The following is a 17,837-nucleotide window of genomic DNA, read 5'->3' as shown; positions in this document are numbered from 1 at the left end:
TATGGCAGAATTAAACACTGACCATATGATTGAAGAGATTCAGGCTAACATCAAAACAGGCGACAGAATGAAAGCTCGTCTGGTGCTGACCCATATTGGAGATATCGATAGAAAGTCGCAGAACAGGCTGCTTTACGAGCTCTTCAAGGCCGATGTTGACTTTACCGTTCCTCTTTTGAATAATTTGTTGGTTGATAAGCCGGAGCTGGCAGTGAGTCTCCCTGTTATCAGGGAAACTTTAATCTCTAATCTGATTGCCTATCCTGATGTCCTCTTGCAGGCACTTCGTGACACCACCGTCAAAGATAAGACGATTATGATTGAGACCGCCGGGGAGCTCAAACTTGAGCAAGCTGCTCCGGTTCTGGTGGAGTTACTTAGTCAGAACGATGACACTCAGGTTATGCAATTGATTATTGAAAATCTTGGCCTGATTGGTGATCCGGAGTCGGTTAATACGTTAACTGATTTTTTGTATTCTGCAGATCGTAATCTTATCAACAGCGCCATCTATGCTCTCGGGCAGGTCGGAACGCAAACAGCCATGCACCGGCTTGCCGAGAGGATGGGAACTGATAATGAGTTGGATCTGGTTATTCTCACTATTTTTGCTGAAGTACAAGATAAAGTATCGTTGAGAATACTTAATGATACTTTACGCTCCCATTACGCGCATATGCGCATCTATGCAAAGGATACCCTTACTCAGATTGGTTCCAAGGCAGTGCCGACGCTCATTGAAAATTTAAAGGACACCGATAATGATCTCTTGGTTCATACCTTAAATGTGTTGGGCGAGATAGGGGATGAGGCTGCGGTTATGCCCATTCGAACTCTTTTGAACACTGTTCCCCAAGATGCCAATGTACGGTTCGCAGCTTATGAAGCTCTGGCGTTGCTTCCGCTTCGTAAAGGAGCATATACCCTGGCAGCTGGACTAACAGATACTGAAGATCATGTTTGTACTGCGGCTGCCCGCGCTATTGATAAAAATTTTAATGAAATTCTCTCGGCCGGCATTAAGAATCTTGTCCGGAGCGGAGGAAGCGAAGCCAGGCATATAGTGAAGATCATAGTTAATGCCGAAGTGGATAACATCTTTTTAAGTCTGGCCAATGAAGAGTTTTTTCAAGAGCTGGCATTGACCTATTTGCCCCATGCCCATCCTGACATCAGAAATCACTACGCCACTGTGCTTCGCGAAAAAGGACTTGGGGGAGCATTTGCTGATCGGATAGAAGGCGACAGCGGTGAAAAAAATCGTCGGCTGAAGGTGTGTGCCGTAGATGATTCAAGGATGATTCTCAGTATTTACAAGGCAACCTTGCATGAACTGGGGTGTGAGCCGGTATTGTTTGAATTTCCGGAAACAGCTTTGGAATGGCTGGCCAAAGAGCAACCGGCATTTGTCCTCACCGATTTGAATATGCCCGATATTTCAGGAATTGAACTCACTGAAAAAATTCGAAAACTGTATAGTGCCGATGACTTACCAGTGGTAATGGTGACCACCCAGAGTGACATCCAGGATCATGAGGCCGCAACCAATGCAGGTGTCAATGACATATTGATGAAGCCGTTTAACGTGGAGAGCCTGAGAAAGGTGATGGGGAAATTTATCAATCTTCCTTAAAGCTAAAAAGGAGAGTTGCTATAGTACCACCTTGCAGGTTGTCTCTTTTACATCGAGAGCTTGGAGGCGAGTTGCAGATAATCGTTAACCTGGTCGAAATGGCGGCCAACCTGTTGTGGGGCGTGGGCATCTGATCCCGCTACCAGCAGGAGCCCCCGTTGCATTGCCCTGTTTAAAATGGTTGCTTCCGGGAATGGGGCTTTGCGCAATGTGAAGCCTGAAGTATTTATTTCCAGAGCGATTTGTTTTTGTTGCATAGTATCCAAAATGGTGTTGATTTGGATATAGTTTTTTTCAGAAAGCCTTCTCTCTTGGGCATGTCGTAGGCATGCATCCAGATGGCAGACAACATCACAGCGCTCCATAATCAGGATTGCTTCCAAGAGAGAATCAAAATAAGCATCCATGATCAGTGCCGGATCATGTTCAATCAGCAGAGCGAGGCTGTCTGGTTGGCGACTGAGTAGGTTGAAATGCTTGTTTCCTATTCTGTAAAAATGAAGTGAGAGGCCAATTCTGTCCCATGGATAGGCTTTGAGAAGATTGAGAAAAGGGGTTTGCTGTTCCGGATTATAGCCTGCTTCAACTCCTAGTAAAATAGTGAGTTGACCTTCATACGCCTTTTTGAGACGAGTCCCTTCTCTGAAGTAGACAGTAAAGTCTTCTTCGTTCAGCCAGCTTCGCTGGTGATAGGTAATTCCAACTTCCAGATGTTCTAAAAAACAGAGCGTATGCAGGCCTCTGCTGATTGCTGCGACCACATATTCTTCCATGGTACCCTTGGCGTGATTGCAAAGATAGGTATGTACATGACCGTCAAAACCGATATCTATAGGGTCGCATTTGTTCATGCTGAAGCAGAGATGAGGAGGGTTGAGCTAGCCTGCAAGAGAAGGTTTGGCTAGCAGGATTCGTGTAGTCAGGCGTTGCCTCGCGGGAAAAAGTGAACGACTCCGTCGATATCTGATGTATCACAAATGTCGCCGTATTCCATCTCAATGTCGACGAGATCCCCTATATTTTGCATTTCCAGAGAGAATGAAGGGCCGTCAGGCAGATGATAAACAAGGGTGTCAACTTTGGTGAAGTCTATGGTATGGGATAAAAATAATTTCATTAGGATCGTTATGTACGGTCAGCAAACTCATTGACCAGGTACTCAAAAGTTAAGATACTTTGAATGGATACTTGGGAAGACTATCTTTTTAGAAAGATCGGTATCAATTCATTCAGCCCGTTTTAGTAACAGTTTTAAGGGAAAAAAAACATAAAATTGCATACGGTGATTAAAATTTTTCTTTACCCGTTACTGAACTAATGAAAAGGCGTTGCCTTTGAAGAGGGATTGAGGTGTAGCTAAATTTTATAGATGAAGTTGGAGCGAGATGAGAAGAAAAAGAAAAACCAATCAATAGGGTTTGACACAGAGGAGGGAAATGGTAATATATGAAGTTCCGGGAAAATAATCTTACATAAATAATTTGTTTTTTGTCGTTGAGCATCATGCTCGGTGACAGGGAATATGAAATTCTGGAACTCCTGTATTTGTATTGTTGCAATCTGTCCGGGAAGTTTCTGAAAGAGGAAAAGCATGTCTGAGAAGATGCAACAAGAATTAAGTGATGCAAAAATTTTTACCAGCACCGATAAAAATCCATCCAACATCCTGCCCGAGAAGCTGACTCTCGATTCCGCTCTCCAGTTTGAATGTCATCCAGGGGTGAGTTGTTTTACGGCTTGCTGTCATAATATAAAAATTATTTTGACCCCTTATGACATCCTTTTATTAAAAAAGCGCCTGAATATTGCTTCGCATGAACTGATTACTCAATATACAGAACCAACTTATTTGGAAAAAACCGATATGCCGGGCGTGCAATTAAAATTGGTTGGTGAAAAAAAGGCGTGCCCTTTTGTAACCCCTGAAGGATGCACCGTGTATGAAGATCGTCCTACTGCTTGTCGATATTATCCTGTTGGCATGGCAGATTTTCATGAAGGAGGAACCAATGATGCAGCTGAACAGAAGTTCTTTTTTCTTGTAAAAGAAGATCACTGCAAAGGTCATGAAGAACCAAAAAAATGGACAATTAGAGAGTGGCGTGCAGATCAGGGGGTTGATGTCCGGGATGAGATGAATAAAGAGTGGCTGCGTTTAGTTATGCGGCGTAAATCTTTTGGCTTGCAGGCGACTTTAAGTGATGCTGCCAAAAGAATGTTTTTCATGGCATCAACTGATCTTGATACCTTTCGAAAGTTTGTGTTTGAAAGTTCCTTTCTTGATACCTATGTGGTCGATGAAGAGACACTGGCAAAAATTAAGGAAGACGACATTGAACTTATGTTGTTTTCGTTTCAGTATCTGGCAAACACTCTTTTTGGTGCCGGCGAGATGCCCATCAAGCAAGAAAAGCTGCAAGCGAAGATAGAAGAGATTAAACAGCGCCAGGACAATTCCCTGCAAAACGCTGAACGTGAGTACGAAGAATTGAAGGCTGAGCGGGATCGCCTGTTGCGAGAACGTGAAGAAAAAAACGGATAAAAGTTACTGCCAGTTCATCCCCAGTTTCTTTTTTGCGGAGCGACACTGAACAATAAAGCCGGAACATCCTGTTCCGGCTTTATTGTTGTATCACTCTGTGCAAAATGTAATGATATTCATGTTACCTATTAAAAAGGTGATAAAAAATATCTGAAAGATAAACAACCCCAACCAACTTGCCATTATCCACAACCGGCATTCGTCGGATTCTATCTTTAACCATCCTGTCCACAATCGCCATGAGTGGCTCATCAGGTGGAATACTCAATATATTGGCATTCATTATCTGACTTACAGTCTTTTCCTTCACTGAATTGATGAATTGATCAAGCTCACCCTGCCAGGAAAGCGTGTCGCCATCAATGCCATAGTTGAGAAAAGATGGTCGCAGGTGATACAAAATATAGAACATACTTATCGTTCCCACCAGTCTGTGGGCATCATCAATAACCATAAGACTGACTGTCTTGTGGCCAGTGGGCCTGACTTTAGCGGTGAGAATTCTATGAATAGCCTTTTCTGCCGGCTCATCCATATGGATGGTATCATAATTTTTAATCATGATATCTTTTGCAAATAACTGCATTACTCTCTCCTTCTTACGTTGTTTGCAGGGTGTGATATTTTTTTCTGATTGTGTGTATATAACACCAAATGAAAAATAAACAGCAAGCTAAAAAAAGATAAAAAGAAAAGCAGCCCTGCCGAATAATCGGCAGGGCTGCTTAGGTACAACTGAATGTCAAGGACTGGACTTACTCAGCTTCGAGTGCCTTAGCCCATGCTTTCAACATCTTCCAGGACTTATCAACATCCTTTTGAGATTCGGCCATAAGTTCCTCAGCCATATCTGGATTGGATATTTTCAGCATCCTGTAACGGTTTTCATTCAATGCATAGTCAGCAAAGGTCATGGTAGGCTCTTTACTGTCAATGGTCAGAGGGTTCTTACCTTCTGCTTCCAGCATTGGGTTGTAGCGATACAGTGACCAGTGACCGCATTCAACCGCTTTCTTTTGCTGCTCAAGTCCATGGGCCATGTTGATACCATGGTTGATACAGTGTGCATAAGCAATGATCAAAGATGGTCCGTCATAGGCTTCAGCCTCAGCAATAGCCTTGACAGCCTGCTGTGGATTTCCACCGATGGAGATACGAGCAACATAGACGTTACCAAAGGTAGAGAAGATCATACCCATGTTTTTCTTAGGAGCACGCTTACCACCAGCAGCAAACTGAGCTACAGCCGCACGTGGGGTAGACTTGGACATCTGACCACCGGTGTTGGAGTACACTTCGGTATCCATGACCATAACGTTAACGTTTTGTCCGGATGCCAATACATGGTCCAATCCGCCGTATCCGATATCGTATGCCCAGCCGTCTCCACCAAAGATCCATACGGATTTTTTGACGAGATAGTCTGCTACGCCTATCAGACGTTTGGCGACCGGGGCATCATTGCCTGCAAGTGCAGCTTTGAGCGCTGCAACTTTTTCGCGCATTGCTTCGATTTCGGCTTGATCATTTTGGGTAGCATCAATGAGGCTATCAGCCATGGCTTTATCGATCAGATTTTCAGCAACAGCGGCTTCAATCAGCTCAACAGCCTGCATACCAAGCTTGTCTACTGCCTGGCGCATACCAAGACCGTACTCAGCATTATCTTCGAAAAGGGAGTTGGACCATGCAGGACCACGTCCATCTTCACGTGTACAGTATGGGGTTGTAGGCAGGTTGCCACCGTAGATAGAAGAACAGCCTGTGGCGTTTGCAACCATCATGCGATCACCAAACAGCTGGGTGACAAGTTTGACATATGGAGTCTCACCACAACCTGCGCAGGCACCGGAGAACTCAAAAAGAGGCCTCAGGAACTGGCTTCCTTTAATGGTGGAAGTTTTGAGGGTGCTACGATCAACTTCAGGCAACTTGAGGAAAGCAGCCCAGTTTTTAGCTTCATGCTCGTAGAGTTCCTCAGTATTCGGAACCATGCTCAGGGCAGCCTTGTCGGTCTTATTGCCATCCTTATCTTTCTTACGAGCAGGGCAAACGCTTACACAGAGTGTACAGCCACAACAGTCGGCAGTGGAGATCTGCATGGTGAATTTCATGCCTTTGTACTCTTTACCTACTGCATCAGCGGTTTTAAAATCAGCAGTTGCACCGGCAGCTTCAAGAGCTTCAGGGGTGGCAACTTTCATGCGGATACAACCGTGTGGGCAAACAAGTGAACAGCGACCACACTGGATACATGCTTCCGGATCCCATTGGGATACGTTAACAGCGATGTTACGTTTTTCCCACTGGGTGGTGGCTGTCGGCCAGCGACCATTATCAGGAATTTGAGAAACCTTAAGTTCGTCGCCATGACCTTCCATCATTTTTGCGGTGATCTCTTTGACAAACTTAGGGGCTTCATCAGGAACAGTCGGTGGCATTTCATGGCCGTTAACTTCACTTGGCAGAGTGACTTCAACGATGTTTTCAATCGCTCCGTCAACCGCTGCATAGTTCATGTTAACGATCTTGTCACCTTTGATACCATAGGTTTTCTTGATCGCTTTTTTGATCGCTTCAATGGCATCTTCTTTGGTGAGAATGCCGGAGATCATGAAGAAGGCTGTCTGCATGATCATGTTAATGCGCGCGCCAAGGCCAAGAGCGAGACCAAGTTTTACCGCATCGATGATGAAGAACTTGACGTTCTTTTCAATCATTTGTCTCTGAACCAATGCCGGCAGGTGGTTCCAGATTTCGTCTTTGGAAAAAGAAGTAGTCAGCAGAAAGGTGCCGCCTTCTTCAAGGTTGGCAAGCATGTCATAGCTATCAAGGAACGCAAAATTATGACAGGCAATGAAGCTTGCCTTGTTGATCAGGTAAGGAGAAACGATTTTGTTTTCACCAAAACGGAGGTGAGAAACAGTCATGGAACCTGACTTTTTGGAATCGTAAACAAAGTAACCCTGAGTAGAGTTTTCTGTTTCGTTACCAATAATTTTGATGGTGTTTTTGTTAGCACCAACGGTACCATCAGAACCCAGACCATAGAACAAGGCGCGATAAACATCATCACCTTCGATATTGAAAGTCTTGTCGTAATTCAGGCTGGTGAAGGCTACGTCGTCGTGTGGACCTATACAGAATTTGTTCTTTGGTGCAAATGCGGTCATATTTTCATAGACAGCTTTGACCATTGCAGGTGTAAATTCAGCAGAACCAAGGCCATAACGACCACCAAGGATGACTGGCGGAATCATGGTTGGGTTTGCTTCTGCCGCTTCACCGATTGCAGCACGAACGTCAAGGTACAGCGGATCGCCAAGTGCACCAGGTTCCTTGGTACGATCAAGAACAGTCAAGCGTTCAACCGTTGACGGCAGAGCATTCACCATTGCTGTTTGGTCAAACGGACGGAAAAGGCGGACAATAACCATACCGACTTTTTCACCCTGGGCAACCATGTAATCGATGGTTGAAGTAACAACTTCAGCACCGGAACCCATGATAACAATAACGTCGGTTGCATCAGGTGCACCGTAATAGTCAAACAGGTTGTACTGGCGACCGGTCAGTGCTGCAAACTTATCCATGGTTGCCTGTACGTTACCAGGGATGGCTTCATAATATTTATTGACTGTCTCACGGCCTGTAAAGAAAACATCAGGGTTCTGAGCTGTACCACACATAGATGGACGATCTGGCGTCAAGGCACGAGCACGGAACTCATGAATGAGATCTTCATCGATCATCTCCTTCATGTCATCCATTGTCAGTTCTTCAACTTTAGCAACCTCATGGGAGGTACGAAAACCATCGAAGAAATGGAGGAAAGGAATGCGGGACATCAGGGTGGCTTGGGTAGCGATCAGTGCCATGTCCTGTGCTTCTTGGACGCTCTGTGAACTGAGCATTGCCCAACCCGTTTGCCGGGCAGACATAACGTCACTGTGATCACCAAAAATGGAAAGTCCCTGGTAGGCCAGAGCACGAGCAGTTACATGGAAAACCGTAGGAGTCAACTCACCAGCGATTTTATACATGTTGGGCAGCATCAGCAGCAGGCCCTGGGATGCGGTAAAAGTTGTACAGAGAGCGCCCGAGTTCAGCGAACCATGCAGCGCGCCGGCAACTCCACCCTCGGATTGCATCTGAGAAATAACCGGGATAGAACCCCAGATATTTTCCTGTTTTGCATTAGCCTTGGCATCGGCTTCTGCCGCCATCGGAGAGGATGGGGTGATGGGGTAAATTGTGATGACTTCACTGGTAGCATATGCGACATGCGTACATGCCTGGTTGCCATCAATGTTGACCATTTTTCGCGACATAGCTCATTCTCCTTACACGGTGGTTACTGTTTTCCGACAAAAGAGCCGGAAAGGGTTTTAACAAAGTAAATTCTCCTTACAGCAAACAGAGAACCTAAATACTTGTAATGCCCAAGCGGATATGACTACCGACGTGAAATGATTGACGCCTCATTCAACGATCTGTTTCTGCTTATCCGTCGGGCAATAATTATTCCAGTCAGTTAAGCTAAGATTTAATGCGTAATGTATCCTTTGTCCTGACGAGTTTTTAGAAAGGAAAGGCTACAAAATAGCGACAAGATATACTAAAAAATGTGATTATGCAATGTTAAAGAATTTTGGGCATATTCGGTCCTGTAGCGGCAATGCAAGAGGGGCGAGAAGCCGTTAACTACTCGGGGAATGGAGAAACATTTTATCTTGAAGAATGATGCTCCTCAAGCGCTTGCCGAGACGATCTCAAACCCTGGAAGTTTTATTGATTTTCTTCCTCTATGTAATCTTTGATTTTTTCATAGAGTGATTCCGGAATTTCTTCTTCAAACATAAACTGGTGCGCTTCATCACCTGTTATGGTTTCTTTTACGTGGAGTGGTAGCTGACGAAGAAAGGCTACTCTTTGGGGGGAAGGATTTTCTTTGTTTTGCTTAGGCATATTCTATTTCCAATGAAATAAGGTCTCGTGGAAAAAATAATTATTTGCTGCTGAATGGTTACTGGTCTCTCTATAGTTATTGTTCACGGATATGTAAATAGTAGCTTATAAAAGCAGGTGAAAATCAGTGTATGTTTCCATTAAACGTATAACAATGCCTCTATATCTTTAATACAGCGTAAAAAAGCGTTTCAAAGCTCCCTGCTTTTTGTTATATCTGCCAACTTTGATTTACAAGTGCGTTAATGGGCATGTTGTTTTGCGTTTATCTGCGTATCCCTGTAAACCTTTTGGACTCCACCTGTCTCGTATTCTTTAGGCTGGAAAATTAGAAAAAGTAGTGAATAATAGAATTCTGTCGGAGTATGTATGCGGACTAAGCTCAAACTGTTTCTGCCTGGTGAACAAACACGGGTAATTTTCATCGCTGCATTCATCGGCGTCATGGCGGGCCTTGCAATTATAGCCTTTCGTGAATCTGTGGATTTGGTACATGAAGTGGTCTTTGTTGGTGGGTATGAACTTTTGCGCATTGATGAAGGCGGATGGCGAAAACTCCTCCTGCCTCTTTTACCAATGGTCGGGGCTGTCGCTCTGATCCCTCTCTCCCTTGCTTTTCCCGGAAAGGTAAATGGATATGGATTAACTGCTTTTCTGCGCAGAGTGAATCTGGAAAACGGCGTTATCAGGGGACGTAATATTTTTATCAAGATTGCCGCCACCGCGCTAACCATTGGGTCAGGAAATTCCGCTGGCGTGGAAGGCCCTATTGCGCAAATAGGCGGTGCGGTTGGTTCGCAGGTAGGGCAACGATTCAGGGTTTCCGGCAAGAGAATGAAGGTCTTTATTGCAGCCGGTTCTGCCGGTGGTATTGCCGGTATTTTCAATGCGCCGTTGGCAGGTATTTTTTTTGCTGCAGAAATAGTATTGCTTGGAACGTACGAGATTTCCTCGTTTGCGGCCCTGGTTATTGCCTCTGCCCTTGCAACTGTTGTTTCGCGTGCCTATTACGGCGAAATTCCTGCCTTTCCTATTCCTGATTTTGAGATAGTTAACTATTTTGTTGAGATTCCCCTTTACGCGCTTATGGCTGTAGTTGTTGGAGTCCTTGCTGTGGCGCATATCCGATTTTTTTATTACGTTCGTGACAAATTCCAGGCGACCCCGATCCATCCCCAAGTCAAGCCTATCATCGGCGCCTTTATGATTGGCTGTATCGGGATCTTTTTTCCCCAGGTTATGGGGGACGGGTATGAATATATTGAATCGACCCTCGCCGGTCACGGTATCGTATGGATAATGCTGGCCCTTGTTTTCCTGAAATCCATTGCCACTGCCATCACCCTTGGGTCCGGCGGAGCAGGGGGCGTTTTTGCGCCGGCACTCTTTATCGGTGCCGTCATAGGTGGTGCTTTTGGCGGTGTTGTGCATTACTTTTTTCCAGAATACACTGCATCTTCGGGGGCGTATGCAACCGTCGGTATCGGAGCCTTTCTGGCGGCTTCCACCCATGCGCCTTTGACAGCCATTTTTCTCCTCTTTGAAATGACCGGCAATAATATGGTCATTGTTCCTGTTATGCTTACCGCTGTTTTAGGGACCATGATAGCCAGCCGTTTTTACCATGATTCCATTGATACGGTCGATTTTACTCGTCAGGGAATTGATATTCATGAAGGCAGGGAAGTGGCAATCATGAAGTCAATCCGGGTGGGAAAAGCAATCACAGAAGACGTCGATTTTATTAGTGAAAATGCAAATATTAATCATTTGCTTCAATTGTTTCGCTTTGCCCAAAACAGTTTTTATTTCCCGGTGGTGAACCACAAGGGACTGATGGTGGGAGTTGTGTCCATGCAGGATGTGAAAAACATCCTCCATGATGCAGAACAGCGGGTTTGTTACCTGGTCGGTGCTATTTGTACCCGAGATGTAATCATGCTTACTCCTGATGATAATTTATACGATGCAATGCAGCTTTTTGATGTGAAAGGCATTGACGAAATTCCAGTAGTGGAACGACTGGAAGAACCATGGGTGTTGGGAATGCTTAAACGTCAGGAGGTGATTGCCGCCTATAATCGAGAAATGCTCAATCGCGGGATTACTGAAAAGGCTGAATCGATTCGGATGCTTTGCTCCTCCACCTAAATGGGGAGCCAGTCGTAAAATGGATCAAAGGGGGACAGTTTGACTGTTCCCTTTTTTTGTGCTTTGCGCTGGAATGGTAAAGTATTTCGGTGCTGGAATAATCTCTTTATTTCTGTTGCTTTAGCATTGGGCGTGTATAATATTATTACAACAAAGAAATGTTTATTTTTCAGGCTTATGGAGGTGGCTAGTGGATATTGTTCTGCACTCATTTGGGTATAAACATGGGTATCCTGAGGCTGATGTGGTCCTGGATGTTCGTTTTCTCCCCAACCCATACTGGGTGCCGGAATTAAAGGCAGGGAACGGCTGCGATCCGGAAGTAGCGCTGCATGTCCTGAATAATGAGAAAGGCCATATTTTTTTGGCCAGGCTGGAACCTTTCCTCCAGTTTTTACTGGAAGAACATCAGAAAAAGGAAAGAGAGCAATTAACCGTGGCCATAGGGTGTACAGGAGGCAGGCACCGTAGTGTCGCCGTAACTGAGCACCTTCGTCGATTTTTGGGCCGGTGCGGTTTTGTACTTGAGGTGTATCATAGAGATATTGATAAAAAGTGAATAATTCAAATATTTTGTGAGTGTATGGGGCGATGTTGAGTAGGTAGAGATCGAGAGTATGGCAAGGTTATTTTTTATTCGCTGCAAAGTTATAAAAATGAATTAGTGAAGGAAGCTGTTTATAGTCCATAGCCGATGAATTGGTGCCCCACTGAAACCAAGAGTTATGATTTGTTAAAATGTTAACAGCTTGGTTAAGGCTCAATTCATTTGCGAGTTACTATAACTTATAACCTGTAAAGGTGGAGGACGTTATGAAAGAAATGATGAAAAATATTGTGTATGCCGGACTGGGTGCTGCCTTTTTGACCAAGGAAAAAATTGAAGAGCTCCAAGCGGAATTCATTGAAAAAGGTAAAATGTCTCAGGAGGAGGGAAAACAATTTGTCGATGAACTGATGAGCAAATCAGAGAAAGCTAAAGAACAGCTCAATCTTTGGATAAACAGGCGGGTGGAGGAAAAAGTGAAACAGCTGAATCTGGCAACGGTCGATGAGGTCAATGAACTTCGAAGACAGATTGAAGAGCTTCAGGTGGCATTAAATACACAAGAAAAGAGCGAATAGGTCGACTGAGAATGTTCAGCATTCGTAAACTTGGTGCCATTGGCCGTACCTACAGGCATCTGAACCGTTATCACCGCATCCTGCGGGTTTTATTCAAGTACGGCTTTGATGATTTGGTTGATAGACTGCATATCGATCAGTATCTTGAATCCGGTTTACGCATGATTAATCGAAAGCCCCGCGAACAGATCGCCAGGCTTTCACGTCCTGAAAGGCTTCGCCTTGTTTTTGAAGAACTGGGGCCTACCTTTATAAAACTAGGGCAGCTCCTCTCTACCAGGCCCGATTTTATCCCTGCTGATTACCTGGACGAACTGGCAAAACTCCAAGATAAGATCCCGCCTTTTTCCTATGAAGAAGTATGCACTATTTTTGCAGAAGAGATGGGGAAATCACCGGAGCAGGTCTATCGGTATTTTGATTCCACGCCTCTTGCAGCGGCATCCATCGGGCAGGTGCACCGTGCCGTACTTCACGGTGGTGAGGAGGTGGTGGTCAAAGTCCAACGGCCGCAAATTGAGAACATTATAGCCGTTGATCTGGAGATATTGGCTCATATAGCGGAACTGATGGAACAGTATCTGGAAGAGGTACAGGGGCATCGCCCATCGTCCATTGTCCATGAGTTTGCACGAAGCTTGAGTCGGGAGATCGATTTTTCCATAGAGTTAACCAATATTGAGCGTTTCAGGCTTCAGTTTGAGCATAACGATACCGTCCATATTCCCCTTGTCTATCCTCAGTTAAGTAGCGAGCGGTTATTGGTCATGGAATATATTGATGGGATCAAGTGCTCTGATGTTGGAAAATTGACCGCCAGTGGTGCTGATCTGCCTCTGCTTGCCGAGCGTGGAGCAGTTCTGGTTATGGAGCAGATTTTTGTCCATGGTTTTTTTCATGCCGACCCGCATCCCGGAAATATTTTTATCCTTCCAGGTAACGTTGTCTGTTTCATAGATTTTGGTCAGATGGGACGCCTGTCCATTAAAGATAGGGAAGATTTTACCGATCTTGTATTGAGCCTCGTTGCCGGTGATGAGCGTAAGGCAACCCGTGGACTTTTGAATGTTACCCTGCAACATGGTGAAATAGATCAAGCGCTTCTTGCTGGTGATCTTGGCGATATGATGGATATGTATCTTTATCGACCGCTAGGGGAATTGGAGGCGGGAAAAATTTTGCAGGATATTTTGAACCTGGTTTCACGGCACAAACTGTCTATTAAACCAGGGCTCTATTTGATGATGAAGGCCTTGGCCACGGTGGAAGGGGTCGGGCTGGTGCTTGACCCACATTTACAACTCATCAACCTGGCCAAGCCGTTTATGCGTAAGATCCAGTATGGTCGCATGCAGCCTGACCGGGTCATGAACGAAATGAGTCATACGGCCGCTTCTTATCTTCAATTTTTTAAGGAAATGCCGGAAGAGGTGCTGGCTATTTCGCGCCAATTGCGAAGCGGCAAGATAAAGATGGAGTTCGAACATCGGGGCGTGCAATCTCTTGGGGTTGCGCTTGACCGGGTTTCCAACCGGGTGTCCTTTGCCATCGTTCTTGCCGCCCTTGTAATCGGTAGTTCTCTTATTGTTCTCTCTGATATACCACCCCGTTGGCATGGTATTCCCATCATCGGCCTGGTCGGTTTTGTCGTGGCCGGAGTAATGGGGTTCTGGTTATTGCTGTCCATTATCCGCCACGGCAAAATGTAGCCCCATTATTGGGATGGGTGTCCGGCAAAAGCTCCTTCCCGCTATAGCATTATTTCTTTTTCCACTGACCGTTAATCTGTACAAAATGACCAGCAGGCGATTTCTCAATGGCCTTTTTGCCGGCAAGCAGCTCAACGCTCTGCAGGGATGTTTTGTTTCGGTTGGCAATACCCTGATAATGTGCTTTACGCTGGGCATTGATTGATTGCACCAGTTTTACCGCTTCCGCATTACCGCCCTCAACAGGTGCCAGGTAACCACTGGGGGTTTCGCCTACCAGTCCTTGGGATTTGGCGGATTGCAGATCCAGGGCGAGAGCACTGCTCAATGCAACAAAGACTGTAATAAAAATGACTGCTACGAACTTTTTCACGGGATTTTCCTCCTCTTAGAATAATCCGCTGTCTTTACTGATGACATCATCAAGTGCTTTTTCTACTTTAACTTGAATTGCATGTTCAATTTTAACATTAAGGTTAATGGTAATAGGTTTTTCCGGGGGAGCAACCTGGACTGTAGGGGTACATCCGATCAGAAAGGCTGTCAGAGTCATGGTGCTGATCAACAATTTCAACATGTTGGGTTCCTTTAGAACAAGGTTGTTTCAGAAATTTAATATTGTTTCTGCAGGTGTTTGTCCAAGTCTTTGGTTAAGGCGTCATTATAGCGAAGGCTCTTGAGAAGCGAAAGCAGATTTTGTTCGGTATGAATATTGAGATGTACCGGCCTGGTGGTCGAGAGGGGTGGACTTACTCCCTGCAGTTGAATATCAATTAGGAGAGTGCCGTCTGCCTGGTACCTGACCGGTGCCCTGAGTACGGTAAAATGAAATTCCTCTAATGCCTTGAGTGCGTAGGCTGTGAGCTGGGAATGCTGTGTCGGTACCCCCTGCGGGCGAAATCTAATGGTGCCGCCGTGTTTGCTTCCATACACTTCCCCGTTATCAAGGCTCACTCTTTTGCGGTCAATAGTCAGCGGAAGATAACCATTTAGTTTTCCATCAACCTGTAATCCTTTCACTTTTAAAACACCGACAATCTCGCTCAGGTCGATATCCTCAGCCCGAATGGTAACCGCCTGTTTGTCTGCACCCGGTAGATAGATAAAAGGGTCCGTTTTAATATTACCCTGCATGATGTCGGCACTTAGCTGTTGGATATCAAAGCTGGGAAGCTTACCTTTACCCGAAGGTGAAATGTTGTATATTCCCTGGAGGTTGGTAACAGGAATGGCACGATTGATTTGTGCTATCTCCAGCTTGCCGGGCTTGTTAGATCGTAATTCAGGCAGCAAGTCCAGGTCTAGGTCGATATGTAGGCCGGAAAATGGGATTTCTTTGAGGAGGCCGGCTCCGTTTGTGACCTGTACCGATGCCTTTGCCATGAATGGTCGTGTTTTTTGCCAGGAGGCTTCCACGTCGGTGTTGAATTTGCCTGAAGTCATGGTGAGCGGAAGCGATACGCCTTTAATAAGGGAGGCAATACCTTGCGTTGGCGAAAAAAGAATAGGCTCATCTGTTGTCATCCGGGCCATTCCTTTACCGGAGTTCAGGCCGTGTTTTACCGTTATTTTTATTTTTCCGGTATTTTTACTCGGCATCATCTGCAATGCAGCGTTGAGACGTTGGTTCTTGAGCAGTATTTTTCCGGTGATCTCTTTCACCGGTAGAGACATCTTACTTGATGTCAAAAGAAGCGCAGATGTTCTCAGAAAGAGATCAGTCTCCAGAGTGGTAGTTATGGCTGTATTTTTCAGGTCTGCATGTATTGATTCACAGGCAAGTTGCAGCTTATCTTTTTCAATCGTGAAAGCAGTTGTTTTCCAGGAAGGAGAGGTGACTTTTATTGTTTCAGAGGCTGTTTGCATGGTGATCGGTACTTTTGCCCCTGGAGTGAAAGTCAACTTCGGAACATGCCATCCGGCAACACTCATCCCATGGATTGTTAACGGAGCAAGTTGAGGGGTGAGGCGTGTTGTGTCTTTGGTTATAAGCAGTTCTCTAAAAGGTGGGATATGTATATCTTGTATATTTGTTCCGCCAATTTCAAGTTGCTTCACCTGCCATGGTTGAGGTGAGGAAAAGTACACGTTTATTCCGCCATCGGCGGGTATCAGGGTGCTGCTGACAGGGAGGTCAAGGCGCTCTATTTTTACCTTGCCGTTTGTTAGCCCTTCAGCCTGTAGCCGGGAGGCGTTGCTAATGGTTATTCGTTTATCGGCATCAAGCGTTAACTGCATGGCCAAATTGAGTGCCCTGACTGAATACCTGGGATGTTGCAGGCCACTAGCCTGCATTTGTAATTGGAGTGACAATGGTTTTTTCAGCTGGAGTGAAAAGGACGCCTTTACCTTGCCGGTGTGTCCTTGTAGCTGGTCGATCTGTACGTACTGGGAGAGTTCCTCAATGGACAAGGCTGCTTGAGCTTTAAGCTGGGTAGCCTCTGCCTCAATTTGCAGCGTTTGCACTGTTTGTTCCTTTTTGCTATGGCGGATAATTACGCTAAGGGGGTGATGCTGTTTTCTGTGGAGGGTAAATTCAATATTCTCTTGATTGGTAAGGGAAAAAAGGAGGTTTGAGTGTAGCTCTTTGCCTCTTGAATTTAACTGCAAGGCAATGGGGAGGTTGCTTAAATACCCTATATTCGTTGTGTTGAAAAAAAGTTGTTTGATAGCGACTTCTTTTACCGGGATGTTTACTTCCTGCAATTTTTTAATCACATCTTTGACTGTAGATGGATTAATGGTTGCTTGTTTAGTTGGTGCTCGGGAGGGAAGAGCAGGCGGGAGGGTAATCGCAGCGCGCTGAATAGAAAGTCGATCCACCCTTTTTGCAAATAATCCAGTAATTGTGTATTGAAGCACCATCTGCGAGAACGATACTTTATACTGTTGTTGTTTGTGTTTGTAATCGGCTGAGAATGTTTTAATCTCAAGGTGGTTAACAGAGAAAGAGTGCAGTTCAAGAGAAATATTGTGGAAATTTTTAGAGGAGAGATACTTAGGAACACTCCATTCCAACAGCGGAAGGCGAAAAATGATGGCTAAGGTAAGAAGGAGTGAAGAAAAGAGCAGAAAAAATAAGGCGTTACGCATAGTCAATCAAGGAGGGAATAGTATGGAGAAAATTGAAACGTTCGATTCTTGGCCATGAGATCACGCTCTTTTATCTTTTGCTTTCTGCCGGTTATTCACTCGTGTCAATAGTATCTTGTGAAGCCAAGCCTGTGAGTTGTTTTAGCTGCAATGTCATTATCCACAACAGTTTCTCTCCTTTTGGGATGAATATACCCCTTTTGTTGTTAAGTTGCCTACCGTTCATCATGCCTTCCCCAGATACCTGCACAGAAGGCATCTTCCGGTCATCATTATATTTTTGAAATGCTTCCCGCTTAGATTGGGATTTTTTTTTATTCTGCAGTTCAGCGATTTTTCCTGTGCAATGAGCCAAACTCATGTTGAGTTCCAGTTGGTTGAGCAGAATCTGTGATTGAACGCGCATATATTCTAATTTCTCATTTTCCAGGCGAAGCAACAACAGTACCCCTTCACCTACTCGCCGTCCTATAACTTTATACTGTTTATAAATCAAGGAGTTGAGGCCTTAACCCTCCTGCCGTTTTACTTGCTATGTCTCCAAAAGAAAAAGAATCGGCAGGTACCATATATAAACAGCAATACCGTATTTTTTTACGAACAGGGATTTCCCTAT

At 45.0% G+C, this 17,837-nt stretch carries 15 protein-coding genes; 6 read left to right on the top strand and 9 right to left on the bottom strand.

The genetic code is table 11. From position 1 onward, the window contains the following. Position 1: 1 nt before the first annotated feature. On the top strand, positions 2-1,633 hold the full coding sequence (locus JWH17_RS00755; RefSeq protein WP_205220639.1) for a HEAT repeat domain-containing protein: 1,632 nt from the start codon (positions 2-4) through the stop codon (positions 1,631-1,633). A 47-nt stretch (positions 1,634-1,680) separates the two neighbouring features. Here JWH17_RS00755 and JWH17_RS00750 read toward each other — a convergent pair whose 3' ends face one another. Both JWH17_RS00750 and JWH17_RS00745 read right to left on the bottom strand, forming a co-directional pair. Further along, complete coding sequence (locus tag JWH17_RS00750) at positions 1,681-2,484, bottom strand: histidinol-phosphatase (protein WP_205220638.1); 804 nt, start codon at positions 2,482-2,484, stop codon at positions 1,681-1,683. 68 nt (positions 2,485-2,552) lie between these two features. Beyond that, positions 2,553-2,750: a hypothetical protein gene (locus JWH17_RS00745; RefSeq protein ID WP_205220637.1), complete on the bottom strand. Its 198-nt coding sequence runs from the start codon at positions 2,748-2,750 to the stop codon at positions 2,553-2,555. A 474-nt stretch (positions 2,751-3,224) separates the two neighbouring features. On the opposite strand from JWH17_RS00745, the gene JWH17_RS00740 reads away from it, so the two are divergent. Further along, complete coding sequence (locus JWH17_RS00740; protein ID WP_232370803.1) at positions 3,225-4,175, top strand: YkgJ family cysteine cluster protein; 951 nt, start codon at positions 3,225-3,227, stop codon at positions 4,173-4,175. A gap of 121 nt (positions 4,176-4,296) precedes the next feature. Here JWH17_RS00740 and JWH17_RS00735 read toward each other — a convergent pair whose 3' ends face one another. The 3 genes from JWH17_RS00735 to JWH17_RS00725 all read right to left on the bottom strand — a co-directional run bounded on the left by JWH17_RS00735 (position 4,297) and on the right by JWH17_RS00725 (position 9,143). Further along, positions 4,297-4,761: a CBS domain-containing protein gene (locus tag JWH17_RS00735; RefSeq protein WP_205220636.1), complete on the bottom strand. Its 465-nt coding sequence runs from the start codon at positions 4,759-4,761 to the stop codon at positions 4,297-4,299. Positions 4,762-4,930: 169 nt separating this feature from the next. Then, positions 4,931-8,506 carry a pyruvate:ferredoxin (flavodoxin) oxidoreductase gene (nifJ, locus tag JWH17_RS00730; protein ID WP_205220635.1) on the bottom strand — a complete coding sequence of 1,192 codons (3,576 nt, stop codon included), beginning with the start codon at positions 8,504-8,506 and terminating at the stop codon, positions 4,931-4,933. A gap of 457 nt (positions 8,507-8,963) precedes the next feature. Beyond that, entirely contained in the window at positions 8,964-9,143 is a 180-nt protein-coding gene (locus JWH17_RS00725) for a hypothetical protein (RefSeq protein WP_205220634.1), read from the bottom strand. 369 nt (positions 9,144-9,512) lie between these two features. On the opposite strand from JWH17_RS00725, the gene JWH17_RS00720 reads away from it, so the two are divergent. From JWH17_RS00720 to JWH17_RS00705, 4 genes are all read left to right on the top strand, one after another. After that, a complete protein-coding gene (locus JWH17_RS00720; protein ID WP_205220633.1) occupies positions 9,513-11,294 on the top strand; it encodes a chloride channel protein in 1,782 nt (593 codons plus the stop codon). Between the two features lie 190 nt (positions 11,295-11,484). Further along, entirely contained in the window at positions 11,485-11,853 is a 369-nt protein-coding gene (locus JWH17_RS00715; RefSeq protein WP_205220632.1) for a RapZ C-terminal domain-containing protein, read from the top strand. Between the two features lie 254 nt (positions 11,854-12,107). Next, the gene (locus JWH17_RS00710) at positions 12,108-12,419 is read left to right on the top strand and encodes a phasin family protein (RefSeq protein WP_205220631.1); all 312 of its coding nucleotides are present in this window, start codon (positions 12,108-12,110) and stop codon (positions 12,417-12,419) included. 11 nt (positions 12,420-12,430) lie between these two features. Then, positions 12,431-14,128, top strand: a complete 1,698-nt coding sequence (locus JWH17_RS00705; RefSeq protein ID WP_205220630.1) for an ABC1 kinase family protein — start codon at positions 12,431-12,433, stop codon at positions 14,126-14,128. A 49-nt stretch (positions 14,129-14,177) separates the two neighbouring features. Here JWH17_RS00705 and JWH17_RS00700 read toward each other — a convergent pair whose 3' ends face one another. The 4 genes from JWH17_RS00700 to JWH17_RS00685 form a co-directional block, all read right to left on the bottom strand. Then, entirely contained in the window at positions 14,178-14,501 is a 324-nt protein-coding gene (locus tag JWH17_RS00700; RefSeq protein ID WP_319547487.1) for a YdbL family probable chaperone protein, read from the bottom strand. A 15-nt stretch (positions 14,502-14,516) separates the two neighbouring features. After that, positions 14,517-14,705 (bottom strand): YnbE family lipoprotein, encoded by a 189-nt coding sequence (locus tag JWH17_RS00695; protein WP_205220629.1) that lies wholly within the window; start codon positions 14,703-14,705, stop codon positions 14,517-14,519. A 35-nt stretch (positions 14,706-14,740) separates the two neighbouring features. Continuing rightward, complete coding sequence (locus JWH17_RS00690; protein WP_205220628.1) at positions 14,741-17,221, bottom strand: intermembrane phospholipid transport protein YdbH family protein; 2,481 nt, start codon at positions 17,219-17,221, stop codon at positions 14,741-14,743. A gap of 91 nt (positions 17,222-17,312) precedes the next feature. After that, positions 17,313-17,717, bottom strand: coding sequence for a hypothetical protein (locus tag JWH17_RS00685; protein ID WP_205220627.1), 405 nt, complete (start codon positions 17,715-17,717; stop codon positions 17,313-17,315). Positions 17,718-17,837 lie beyond the last annotated feature (120 nt).

Origin of the sequence: Desulfogranum marinum (assembly GCF_016918565.1) — a bacterium.
Classification (GTDB): domain Bacteria; phylum Desulfobacterota; class Desulfobulbia; order Desulfobulbales; family Desulfobulbaceae; genus Desulfogranum; species Desulfogranum marinum.
This window is presented reverse-complemented; position numbering and strand designations above follow the sequence as displayed.